Source organism: Pseudomonas fulva NBRC 16637 = DSM 17717, assembly GCF_000730565.1.
Taxonomy (GTDB): domain Bacteria; phylum Pseudomonadota; class Gammaproteobacteria; order Pseudomonadales; family Pseudomonadaceae; genus Aquipseudomonas; species Aquipseudomonas fulva.
In genome coordinates this window covers 260758-273440 of record NZ_BBIQ01000004.1, presented here as the reverse complement: position 1 = coordinate 273440, position 12683 = coordinate 260758, and the positions used below count along the sequence as shown (strand labels likewise).

Here is a 12683-nt window from a genome sequence, read left to right as displayed (position 1 = left end):
GACTGGGGTAGCGTGCACGTGCCACGCGCTGGCGAAGAGGTGGTGGTCACCTTCCTCGACAACGACATCGACCGCCCGCTGATCATGGGCCAGGTGTACGGCGGTCACAAACCGGCCTGGCACTCCAGCGGTTTGATGAGCGGCTACAAGAGCAAGGAAATCGGCGGCGGCGGCTTCAACTAGTGGGTGATGGACGACTCCACCGGTCAGGTACGCACCCAATTGCACAGCAGCCATGGTCACACCCAGCTCAACCTCGGCTACCTGATCGACCAGCGCGGCAACCACCGCGGCGCGCTGCGCGGCACCGGCTTCGAGCTGCGCACCGACGCCTATGGCGCCCTACGCGCCCAGCAGGGCCTGTACCTCAGCACCTGGAAGCGCAGCAACGCCCAGGGCGCCCAGCTCGACGTCAGCGAAGCCCAGCAACAACTGCAGAACAGCGAGCAACGCCTCAAGACTCTGTCCGATACCGCCAAGCAGCACAACGCCGACGCCCTGCAAGCCGGCCTGGACAGCCTGACCCAGCTCAACGCCGATGCCGACGTCACTTATGGCAACGACAACAGCAGCCCGAGCCAAGGCCCGAGCGAACAGCAACGCAACGGCGGTGACACCGCGTGGGCCATCCGCAGCGGCGGACGCGGCAAGACCCCGGGGTACCAGAAGCCACTGCTGATCGCATCCTCCCCGGCCGACATCGCTACCGCCACGCCGCAGAACACCCACCTGCACAGCGGCAAGCATCTGACTGTGAGTACCGGTGAAGACGTCAGCATCGCCAGCGGCAAGTCGCTGCTGGCCAGCGTGGTGCAGAGCATCAGCCTGTTTGCGCAGAACGCCGGGGCCAAGTTGTTTGCGGCCAAGGGCAAGGTGGAATTGCAGGCGCAGAACGACGAGATGTTACTGACCTCGTTGCAGAACATGAAACTTAGCTCGACGGCGGCCGGAATCGAGATCGCCGCCAAGGACGGGATTCTGCTGACCAGTGGTGGCGGTTACATTCGTATCAAGGGCGGCAACATCGAAATCCATGCGCCGGGAACCATCGATGTCAAAGGGGCAAAAAAGGTCTTCAGCGGCGGCACCAGCCTGTCGCACAGCTTCAATGAAATGCCCAAGACCGACTTTGCCGACCCGTATGTGATCAAGAAGCTCAGCACCGGGGAGCCTGCGCCGGGGGTGAAGGTTGAGGTGACCCGGGCTGATGGCAGCGTGATGCAGTATGTGTCGGATGCGGCTGGGAAGATTCCGGTGCAACAGAGCCAGATTGCTGAGTTCATGAAAATTAAAGTCTTGGGGGATGCATGACGGGTTGTTTCGCTAAGCCTCGTCTATCCACATTTTGAAATAAGGGCCATCGCCATGGGAACTAAAACCACGACACCTAAAGACGCTGCGTTGCACCTGCCTCAAGAATACGATGAGGATGGCATGCTGACGGCCACCACCACACTGTCTTCGTCCACCGACCCCAGAGAAAAGTGTGTAGCCTACAAAGGTCAGAAAATTGTACCGATCATCTTCATTCCTGGGATCATGGGTACCAACCTCATGAACATGAAAACCAAGAAGCGTGTCTGGGTTGCCCCAAACATGGACGGCTTATTCCCGGTGGTCAAAACGCTTGGCCTGCTATTCGGCAGCTGGTTCAAGTCATCTAAACAACGGCAGGCGGAGCTTGACTCCACGCCGGGTGCTTTGGGTGTTTACGAAGGAGGTGAGTTGGACGATGCCGGCAGCGGGCTTTCAACAGATGAAATGCGCACCCGCAAGTGGGGGGCAATCATGCGATCTGCTTATCATCCGATCATGGGTGAAATGCAACGGCAGATGAATAACATCATGCTCAACAACGATCTTCAGGGCGAATGGAAAGAGCGTGTTGGCCAAGCACCAGGCGACTGGGGAGACTGGGAAAACAACCCCAGTCTTGCAGCAATGGGCGATGCGAGTGGTTTGAAAAACGCAGCAGATACACAATATGAGGTGTGGGCGGCTGGCTATAATTGGCTTCAATCGAATCGAGATTCAGCGAAAGACATTATTAACTTCATCAACAACACAGTACTTCCACATTACAATGGCAAAGCCGGAAACGTAATCATCGTCACCCATTCAATGGGTGGGTTAGTAGCACGAGCAATGGTGGCATGCCATGGATTCTGCAAGTTATATGGAATTATTCATGGCGCAATGCCTGCTACAGGAGCTCCGGCGAGTTACAAGCGAGTTCGCGCTGGCTTTGAAGCATTGGCTGAAAAGAAAATTTTAGGCCGAGATGCTGCCGATGCAGTCGCGGTGATGGCGTTCGCATCCGGGCCGTTGGAGCTGCTCCCTTCCCACGATTACAATGACGGCCACCCGTGGCTTTTCACCAAAGACACCACTACATTAGACCGCGCAATGCGACTGCCAGTGCGCTGCCCTTATGAAGAAATCTACAAATCAGATAACTGGTGGGGTTTAGTTCCTGACAATAATAACAGACTGTTAGACCCCGCCGGAGTTGTGGCGGCGCACCAGGCCAAGCAATCTAAATGGAGTGGCATTGGCGATGAACCTCCATCATTACGATCACGGTTTTTCGAAGTTATCGATGGCGTCAAGGCCTTCCATGGAGACATAGAGGAAAAGTACCACTCTGAAACATTTATACATTACGCTGCCGAATCAAAATCTTCGAAGCTTTATACTTGGGGCACTATTGAGTGGGGGGCAAAAAATTTGATAGGCCTTGATGCAATGAATGCAAAACTGAGCGGTGACAATCTGGAGGCGCAAGTGGAACTCAATGGGTTTTACACACTCGAAATTGGCCCAGGCTATTATCCTGGCGACGGAACGGTGCCTGCTTTTTCCTCTTCGTCGCCACGTGGAAAGCCGGGGGTTAAGGGTGCCTTCGCGCATGGTCAGAACAGCGGAGCGTTAAACCAATACTGCAAGACAGGAATATTCAATCAGTCAACCGGTTACGGCCATCAAGATGCCTATACTGACAAGGCTGGGCGCACTCGATTTGCCACACTGTACAGCTTAGTTCGACTATCTGCACAAATCAGCTAACGGTGCCCAAGGAGTAGTAAATGCGCAGTATGTATAAGGCTTCTCTAACGCTATCTGCCCTATGGTTACTCAATATATCCGTTGCGACTGCAGACAAAATGGAAGGCAACGCCATGAATGATACAAACTGGACTACACATTATTTTGGCCGTTTCGAAATCACCCTACCGAAAGGATCAGAAATTTCGGCAGACTATAAAATTTTCAACGAAAATCTTGTCCTGATAAGTAAAAACGGACGCAGTGACCTGCCGACCTTAGCAAACCAAAAAACAGAGGAACTCAAAAAGGGTATTGCTCGAGGAACCAGCAGTCGTTACGAAAAAACGGTGCCTTTAAACAACGGCAGCATATTGCTTCTTTCTCGGCTCGGTGAGTTTTATACATTCAATGTATATTTACTTTCAAATAAAAATACACTCTATCACCTGATGGCCAAAACAATTAACAAAAAAAGCATACCTGGCGGCGTTGAAAAAATGCGCTTGCTGAGCGATTCAATTTTCTTCCGTCGCCCCAATGAAGCCCCTCCACCGGGCGGTTTTGCCATTGAGGCCGGTTATACCACACTCCCTAACGACAAATTCTTTGAGTCCATCTATATGGGTGCTCAAATCTCCGGTCACCCTGGCACCTATATCAGTCTTCTGACCAAAGGCATCCTAGAGAAAGAACCAACTCTTTTGCAGCGATTTGATAATCACGAGCATGGCATTTCCTTAAATGAGCTGACCCATTCAGGCCGGATACGAACGTTGCGAAAACAAAAGCGGAGCGTTGGACACTTAAACGGTGAAGAAGTCGCGATTAGTACATCAATCGATGGCAAGCAATTTTATGCATTCCAGTTCGAGTACGAAGGAACGCTGGAATCAAATACGCGACCTTACGTCGCCATTGAACTCGGTACACATGAAGAAGGAAGTAACTTTAGATCTGAGGATGAGGCATTAGCATTTTGGGATCGCATGCTAGCCAATTTCAAACCTCTCTCGGAGTAAAGAAAAGACTGTTCAGAGTGGCTATGCGTCATCTATTGCGACTACTCACTCTGTCAGGTTGCGATATTTAACGGGCCTTTGCGTATAACTCTTACCGATATCCTGACCCATCCATGATAGGCGCTCGCCTTTGTGTTTATCAGCGAGCTTCAGAGATTTTCCGACCACCCCGGGCGACTTTTGCACACGGAAATAATGGCACACTAAATCTAACTATTTGAGGAACAATCGAGTGGGCAGCCAACAACTTACAAGGCCTCGATATTAAAACAGCCAATCTGAGCAGCGACAACTTAGACGCTGAAATCACGCTAAACGGCTTGTATACCCTTAGCATTGGGCCTGGTTACTACCCTGGCGACGGTACGGTCCCGGCATTCTCATCTACTGCACCTCGGGGAAAACCAGGCGTGCTCGGGACTTTTGCTCATGGTCAAAATGGTGGATTACTGAATCGTTACTGCAAAGAAGGAGCGTTTAATAACACGATGGGCTACGGCCACCAAAATGCTTATACTGACAAGGCGGGGCGAACGCAATTTGCCACTTTGTACAGCCTGATAAGAATTTCCAGCAGCATTTGATGTTTCGATAGGGATTCGGGATGAATATAAATCACCGTTTTTTATTAGTTGCAGTATTGATAGTTACTTCATGCTCCCTTTTCGCAGCCACCAGCAAACCAAGAGAGGCCTCCATGTCTGGTAACAACTGGAACACGCATTACTTCGGGCGTTTTCAACTATCGCTCCCGCCAGGCTCGGAAATCGCTGCTGACTACAAGATTTTTGATGAAAAACTTGAATTGGTGAGCAAAAATGGAAAGTCTCAACTGCCCGTCATTACTCAACGCCTCATCGAGGATCTGGAAAAAGGAGTCGCTCGCGGGACAAGCAGCAAATACGAAAAAACCATTCAGCTCGACAATGGAAGCGTCCTTTTGCTTTCACGCCTCAGCACACTATACACCTTCAATGCGTACTTGCTCACAAGCAAAAACACGCTATATCACATGATGATAAAACGTGTCACACCAAACGGTGTGCCCGAAGCAGTAGAGAACATGCGAAAACTAAGCAATGCCATTTATTTCAGACGTCCTGATACGGAGCCCCCGCACGGAGCATTCGCATTGGAGGCTGGTTACTCCACGCTCCCCAACGATCAATTTTTCGAATCTGTCTATATGGGCGCGCAAATTAAGGGCCACGCAGGCAACTATGTAAGCCTCCTTACAAAGAGTATTACTGAGAAAGAGCCCAGCCTTCTCGAACGGTTCGACCAAAAGGAATATGACCCTGTAGTCGGTGAACTGTCGAATCGTGGTAAGCTACAAATACTTCGAAAGAAAAAACTTACTGTCGGCGGTATCGAAGGGGAAGAGGTGGCCGTTAGCACCGTAATTGATGGAAAAACATTTTATGCCTTCCAATTTGAATACGACGGAACATTAGAATCGAATACGCGCCCCTATATCGCCATTGAACTGGGCACTCATGAAATCGGAAGTAATTTCAATTCGAATGAGGAAGCACTAGCGTTTTGGGATGAGCTATTGCGTGGCTTCAAACCTCTTTCGGAGTGAATGGACGATGGCGGAACAGCTATACATTTCGCCATACAGCCACCTGCTGCAACTGTCCCCCATTGGCGGAGTGAACAATGGGTAAATCGGTAATTATCCTGCTATCTCAACCGTGTGTGCGTGCGTTTCCACTGGGATCGCCTCAGCCAGGACGGCGAGCTTTCCTCGTGCTGGCTGCGCATGCTGCAGCCGAGCAGCGGCCCGGACTGGGGCAGTGTGCACGTGCCACGCGCCGGCGAAGAGGTGGTGGTCACCTTCCTCGACAACGACATCGACCGCCCGCTGATCATGGGCCAGGTGTACGGCGGTCACAAACCGGCCTGGCACTCCAGCGGTTTGATGAGCGGCTACAAGAGCAAGGAAATCGGCGGCGGCGGCTTCAACCAGTGGGTGATGGACGACTCCACCGGTCAGGTACGCACCCAATTGCACAGCAGCCATGGTCACACCCAGCTCAACCTCGGCTACCTGATCGACCAGCGCGGCAACCACCGCGGGGCCCTGCGCGGCACCGGCTTCGAGCTGCGCACCGACGCCTATGGCGCCCTACGCGCCCAGCAGGGCCTGTACCTCAGCACCTGGAAGCGCAGCAACGCCCAGGGCGCCCAGTTCGACGTCAGCGAAGCCCAGCAACAACTGCAGAACAGCGAGCAGCGGCTTAAGACGCTTTCCGATACCGCCAAGCAGCACAACGCCGATGCTCTGCAAGCGGGCCTCGACAGCCTCACCCAGCTCAACGCCGATGCCGACGTCACTTATGGCAACGACAACAGCAGCCCGAGCCAAGGCCCAAGCGAACAGCAACGCAACGGCGGCGACACCGCGTGGGCCATCCGCAGCGGCGGACGCGGCAAGACCCCGGGCTACCAGAAGCCACTGCTGATCGCTTCCTCCCCGGCCGACATCGCTACCGCCACGCCGCAGAACACCCACCTGCACAGCGGCAAACACCTCACCGTGAGCACCGGCGAGGATGTCAGCATCGCCAGCGGCAAGTCGCTGCTGGCCAGCGTGGTGCAGAGCATCAGCCTGTTTGCGCAGAACGCCGGGGCCAAATTGTTTGCGGCCAAGGGCAAGGTAGAGTTGCAGGCGCAGAACGACGAGATGCTGCTGACCTCGCTGCAAAACATGAAACTCAGTTCAACCGCTGCCGGTATCGAGATCGCCGCCAAGGACGGGATTCTGCTGACCAGTGGTGGCGGTTACATTCGTATCAAGGGCGGCAACATCGAAATCCATGCGCCGGGAACCATTGATGTCAAAGGGGCAAAAAGGTCTTCAGCGGCGGAACGAGCCTGTCGCACAACTTCAATGAAATGCCCAAGACCGACTTTGCCGACCCGTATGTGATCAAGAAGCTCAGCACCGGGGAGCCTGCGCCGGGGGTGAAGGTTGAGGTGACCCGGGCTGATGGCAGCGTGATGCAGTATGTGTCAGATGCGGCTGGGAAGATTCCGGTGCAACAGAGCCAGATTGCTGAGTTCATGAAAATTAAAGTCTTGGGGGATGCATGACGGGTTGTTTCGCTAAGCCTCGTCTATCCACATTTTGAAATAAGGGCCATCGCCATGGGAACTAAAACCACGACACCTAAAGACGCTGCGTTGCACCTGCCTCAAGAATACGATGAGGATGGCATGCTGACGGCTCACACAACACTTTCTTCATCGAGTGATCCGATTGAAAAGTGCCTTCAGTGCAAAAGTGACAAAGTGATTCCGATTATCTTTATCCCGGGAATCATGGGCACACACCTGATGAACATGCAAACCAAGAGACCAGTCTGGATTGCTCCTAACTTGGATGGCATTCTACCCAAGATCAAAATTGTCGGACTACTCCTCGGAAGCTGGTTCAAATCCTCCAAGCAACGCCAAGCCGAGCTAGACTCTACTCCCGGAGTAGTTGGTGTATACGAAGATGGTGAATTGGATACCGCTGGCAGCGGATTATCGAAACAGGAAATCAAGAAACGCAAATGGGGCTCACTGATGAGAACGGCTTATCATCCGATCATGGGCACCATGCAGAACCAAATGAATAGCGTCATGGTCAATAAAGAGCCTCAAGGGGAATGGAAAGAGCGGATCAAGCAGGAACCATGTGACTGGGGGGATTGGGAAGAGAACCCAAGCTTAAGCTCGCTTGGAAAAGCCAGCGGACTGGATGAAGCCGCAGATATACAGTATGAAGTCTGGGCGGCCGGTTACAACTGGTTGCAAACGAACAGAGATTCAGCCGAGGATATTATCAATTACATTAACAAAACAGTTATACCCTCCTATAAAGGAAAGGCTGACAAAGTAATAATTGTTACACACTCCATGGGCGGCTTGGTGGCGCGAGCAATTGTAGCGTGTCACGGGTTTAAGAATGCCTACGGTGTTATTCACGGTGCAATGCCAGCGACGGGCGCACCTGCTAGTTACAAGCGCGTTCGTGCAGGTTTCGAGGCATTCGGTGAAAAGAAAATTTTAGGCAGAGATGGAGCGGACGGGGTCGCGGTAATGGCGTTTGCTCCGGGCCCCCTTGAATTGCTGCCAACACGTGACTATAACAATGGACAGCCATGGTTGTTTGCGAGGGATCGTAAAACCGGCAAGAAAACATTGGGGCTTCCCAAAAAATGCCCCTACGAGGAGATTTACAAGTCAGGCAGATGGTGGGGGCTTATCCCTGAACGCAACAACAACCTAATGGACCCAGCAAATATAATCTCGACCAAATTGAGCAGCGATGATGATGAAGGGTTTCACCAGAGCGGCAATAAACTTCGTGACCTATTCCACCAAACGATAGACTCAGTAAAAGTTTTTCATGGCGACATTGAGGGTAAGTACCACACCAGCACTTACGTGCATTATTCAGCAGAAGCCAAATCTGAAGATCTATTGACATGGGGAAATATGGATTGGTCTGCTGCAAATCTTGACGGCCTTGACATTTTAAATGCCCAGCTGACAAGCGATAATCTTGATGCCTGCATTAGTCTAAACGGCTTATATGAATTTGAAGTAAGCGAGCCGGCTCATGCTGGTGACGGGACAGTGCCCGTTTATTCATCCGCATCACCCAGAGGAAAAATCGGCGTACTCGGTGCCTTTGCTCATGGTCAAAACAACGGAATGCTTAACCACCACTGCAGGATTGGCAAGTACAACTGCACTGTTGGCTACAAGCATCAAAATGCTTATAACGATAAAGATGGACGCTCTACTTTTGCCACTCTGTATGGGCTGATTAGGCTTTCCGCACCTCAGACTTGAACGTGAATATGAAATGAGAAAAAATTTTATGAGCATTGCAAATATAGCACTCATATCGCTAATGGCTTTGCTTTACGCTCAACTCTCCACGGCTCAGCCACCCCAGGATATCAATATGCGCAATGTCGATTGGCAAACTCGTTACTATGGTCGTTTCAAACTTGATCTGCCCAAAAACTCAGAAGATTCTGCTTACTATAAAATATATAATGAGAAAATAGACCTTATCAGCAAAAATGGAAAAAAGGATATTGAGTCAAAAACCGAAGAACTGGTTGGGCAGCTTAAACAAGGTAAAGCTCGAGGCACATACAGCCGTTATGAAAAAACAATTCTGCTTGATAACGGAAGTGTATTGATCGTATCAAAGCTTGAGAAGCTCTACACTTTCAACTGTTTTTTCTTGACTAGCAAAAACACACTTTATCGCATGACTGTCAGCGCCTTAAATGAAGCAGATTACAAAGGCGCTATTGATAAAATGAAAATGATAAGCAATGCAATTCATTTTAGATCACCGCAAAACGCCCCTCCTGCCGGAGCCTTTGCTATCGAAGCAGGATACTTGAAATTTTCTCCCCAGCAACCTGCAGAGTCAGTTTATATGGGTTCCCAAATCGCTGGTCACCCGGGCACGTACGTCAGTCTTCTCACACAACGTGTTAGCCAACTAGAGGAGCCTCTTTTTACTCGCTTTGACAAACAAAAAAATAGTGGTATCAGCGGCGCGCTTTCTGAACTTATTAACAAAACAAAGACCTTGCGAAAGCAAAGCCGTATGATTGGAGCGCTGCCCGCGCAGGAAATAGCAATCATGACCGAAGCCGACGGCAAGCTCTTCTATAATTTTCAGCTTGAGTACCAAGGCACGGTAAAATCCAATTCTTCGCCTTATTTCGCTCTGGAGATGGGTACGCATGAGGTGGGAAGTGATTTTAAATCAAACGAAGAAGCACTAGCGTTCTGGGATCGTGTGGTTAATAGCTTGAAACCGGTTCCATGAAGCTATAGAGGCCGCTTCTTTTGTGATGGCCTTGGACCGTTTACGAACGCCAGGGCCAGTAGAATTGACACAATAATAAAATCTGGATCAAGCTTGAACAGATACTCAACAAGTCCTTAGGAAATTCTTTCGGCGTTGTCTTCGGCATCCCGCTTTCGCAAAGCAGCCGTATGCTGCAATTGACCACCCCATTGGTGGAATTAAAATGCGTAAATCCGTAATTGTCTTGCTGTTCGCTGCGCTGCTTGGATGGGAATGAGCTGGAATGAAAAACGACAGACCCACAATCGAAATAAACTTTTACGAACCGATCCAGTCCCTGCTGTCTAAATCGACTGCACCGCTGTCCAGCGACTGCAATGGTGATATCTGCTTTTTTGAGTTCGACATTTCTTCAGCCAGCCCGAATAAAGCCGTATTGACCGTTGAAAGCAGATACTAAACTGCGGTTTTTGCCGACGGTATCAGCGCGGCATCAATGACGTACAAAAGTGATACACTCGCAAACTCGTATGCCACGCTGAATGGCGTAGCGCCAAATAGCGAGCACGAACTTGCCATGAATTATTTTAGTGAGCATCTAGATAAACTCAGCAAGGCGGGATGGCAACGTTATATCTATCCAAACGAGACGAGAAAACCAGCCACTGTAAGTAGTAAGTTCAAAGATGTGGATGGAGCCCTAGGTGCTGCTGTAGTAACGGGCGCATGGCAAGACCCCACCCTTGGCCTTGATAAAGATGGGTGGCTATCTATGCCAATGTTCAGCAATTGGCTTTTGTATCGAGACAATGAATACCTAAAAGGTAACCGTTCAGCGTGAAAACGACGCGAAAGCTCCCAGAGAGGTCGTACTGGTTCACCTTGACCTTCCGGAATGAACCCGATTTTCACAAGGGCTTCGTTGATGACGAAGACCGCGAAAACTGGAAAGCTTTTGTACCTGCCGAACTCAAACGCATGGCCCAGGAACGCGCCCAAACAGAAGCACGCCTGAAAAAAATGGGCATCGCCATTGATGAGGACTACCAGGACCCACCCATCAAGGCCCTGGAATAACCACCCGATCAGCCCCCATTCAGGAGACGCTTTGTCATGGACCTGACCTTCGGCACCCCGCTCTCGCAAAGCGGCCGCCTGCTGCAACTGACCACCCCCTTGGGTACCGATCAGCTGCAAGCCCTGCGCGCGGCGCCTGACGATGGCCTGCTCGGCTCGGCCCTGAGCGAAGCGTCCTATGGTTTTTTCATCAGCCACTTCGAGGGCCAGCTGCACAGCGCGCCGTACCGCAGCCCCTTAGAGCACACCAAGCCCACCAGCCCTGGCCCGCAGACCGCCGTGGTGGTCTCGCCCAGTGGCCATGAACTGTTCACCGACAGCCTCAACCGCGTCTGCGTACACTTCCACTGGGACCGCCTCAGCCAAGACGGCGAGTTGAGCTCCTGCTGGCTACGCATGCTGCAACCAAGCAGCGGCTCCGACTGGGGCAGCGTGAACGCGCCACGCGCTGGCGAAGAGGTGGTGGTCACCTTCCTCGACAACGACATTGACCGCCCGCTGATCATGGGCCAGGTGTACGGCGGGCATAAACCGGCCTGGCACTCCAGCGGTTTGATGAGCGGCTACAAGAGCAAGGAAATCGGCGGCGGCGGCTTCAACCAGTGGGTGATGGACGACTCCACCGGCCAGGTGCGCACCCAGCTGCACAGCAGCCACGGCCATACCCAGCTCAATCTCGGCTACCTGATCGACCAGCGCGGCAACCACCGCGGCGCCCTGCGCGGCACCGGCTTCGAGTTGCGCACCGACGCCTACGGCGCCGTGCGCGCCCAGCAGGGCCTGTACCTCAGCACCTGGAAGCGCAGCAACGCCCAGGGTGCCCAGCTCGACGTCAGCGAAGCCCAGCAACAACTGCAGAACAGCGAGCAACGCCTCAAAACCCTGTCCGATACCGCCAAGCAGCACAACGCCGATGCTCTGCAAGCGGGCCTCGACAGCCTGACCCAACTCAACGCCGATACCGACGTCACTTATGGCAACGACAACAGCAGCCCGAGCCAAGGCCCAAGCGAACAGCAACGCAACGGCGGCGACACCGCGTGGGCCATCCGCAGCGGCGGACGCGGCAAGACCCCGGGCTACCAGAAGCCACTGCTGATCGCCTCCTCCCCGGCCGATATCGCCACCGCCACGCCACAGAACACCCACCTGCACAGCGGCAAGCATCTGACGGTGAGTACCGGCGAAGATGTCAGCATCGCCAGCGGCAAGTCATTGCTGGCAAGCGTGGTGCAAAGCATCAGCCTGTTTGCGCAGAACGCCGGGGCCAAATTGTTTGCAGCCAAGGGCAAGGTGGAGTTGCAGGCGCAGAACGACGAGATGCTGCTGACCTCGCTGCAAAACATGAAACTCAGTTCAACCGCTGCCGGTATCGAGATTGCCGCCAAGGATGGGATCTTGCTCACCAGTGGCGGCGGGTACATCCGCATCAAGGGCGGCAATATTGAGATTCATGCGCCAGGGACGATCGATGTGAAAGGGGCGAAAAAGATTTTCAGCGGCCCTACGAGCTTGTCACATAGTTACAACGAAATGCCAGACGTAAAATTTGAGAAACGGGTTGCGGTCAAATATCAAAATGGCGAAGTTGCACGAAATGTGAAATATGAGATTCATCGAGAGGACGGCAGCATCATTAGCGGGGTCACTGATGCTGAGGGCCGCGCCCAGCAGCAGAAAAGCGACATGCTGGGCAAGTACGT

At 52.4% G+C, this 12683-nt stretch carries 8 protein-coding genes and 3 pseudogenes; all 11 read left to right on the top strand.

The features are described 5' to 3' along the window. A pseudogene (locus tag PFU01S_RS06780) lies at positions 1-1096 on the top strand (DUF2345 domain-containing protein); the annotation flags it as partial. A 269-nt stretch (positions 1097-1365) separates the two neighbouring features. Then, the gene (locus PFU01S_RS06775) at positions 1366-3066 is read left to right on the top strand and encodes an esterase/lipase family protein (protein WP_028687933.1); all 1701 of its coding nucleotides are present in this window, start codon (positions 1366-1368) and stop codon (positions 3064-3066) included. 20 nt (positions 3067-3086) lie between these two features. Continuing rightward, positions 3087-4067 carry a T6SS immunity protein Tli4 family protein gene (locus tag PFU01S_RS06770; protein WP_236166153.1) on the top strand — a complete coding sequence of 327 codons (981 nt, stop codon included), beginning with the start codon at positions 3087-3089 and terminating at the stop codon, positions 4065-4067. 697 nt (positions 4068-4764) lie between these two features. Continuing rightward, entirely contained in the window at positions 4765-5652 is an 888-nt protein-coding gene (locus PFU01S_RS06765) for a T6SS immunity protein Tli4 family protein (RefSeq protein ID WP_028687935.1), read from the top strand. A 105-nt stretch (positions 5653-5757) separates the two neighbouring features. Next, a pseudogene (locus PFU01S_RS06760) lies at positions 5758-6954 on the top strand (DUF2345 domain-containing protein); the annotation flags it as partial. Positions 6955-6968: 14 nt separating this feature from the next. Next, positions 6969-7166, top strand: coding sequence for a hypothetical protein (locus PFU01S_RS22095; RefSeq protein WP_125922827.1), 198 nt, complete (start codon positions 6969-6971; stop codon positions 7164-7166). A gap of 54 nt (positions 7167-7220) precedes the next feature. Then, complete coding sequence (locus tag PFU01S_RS06755) at positions 7221-8918, top strand: esterase/lipase family protein (RefSeq protein ID WP_028687939.1); 1698 nt, start codon at positions 7221-7223, stop codon at positions 8916-8918. A gap of 115 nt (positions 8919-9033) precedes the next feature. Beyond that, the gene (locus PFU01S_RS06750; protein ID WP_028687940.1) at positions 9034-9921 is read left to right on the top strand and encodes a T6SS immunity protein Tli4 family protein; all 888 of its coding nucleotides are present in this window, start codon (positions 9034-9036) and stop codon (positions 9919-9921) included. Between the two features lie 559 nt (positions 9922-10480). After that, positions 10481-10744, top strand: a complete 264-nt coding sequence (locus PFU01S_RS22090; RefSeq protein WP_154665219.1) for a hypothetical protein — start codon at positions 10481-10483, stop codon at positions 10742-10744. A 41-nt stretch (positions 10745-10785) separates the two neighbouring features. Beyond that, complete coding sequence (locus PFU01S_RS21405) at positions 10786-10980, top strand: hypothetical protein (RefSeq protein WP_028687941.1); 195 nt, start codon at positions 10786-10788, stop codon at positions 10978-10980. A 162-nt stretch (positions 10981-11142) separates the two neighbouring features. Continuing rightward, positions 11143-12522, top strand: a pseudogene (locus PFU01S_RS06740) (DUF2345 domain-containing protein); the annotation flags it as partial. Positions 12523-12683 lie beyond the last annotated feature (161 nt).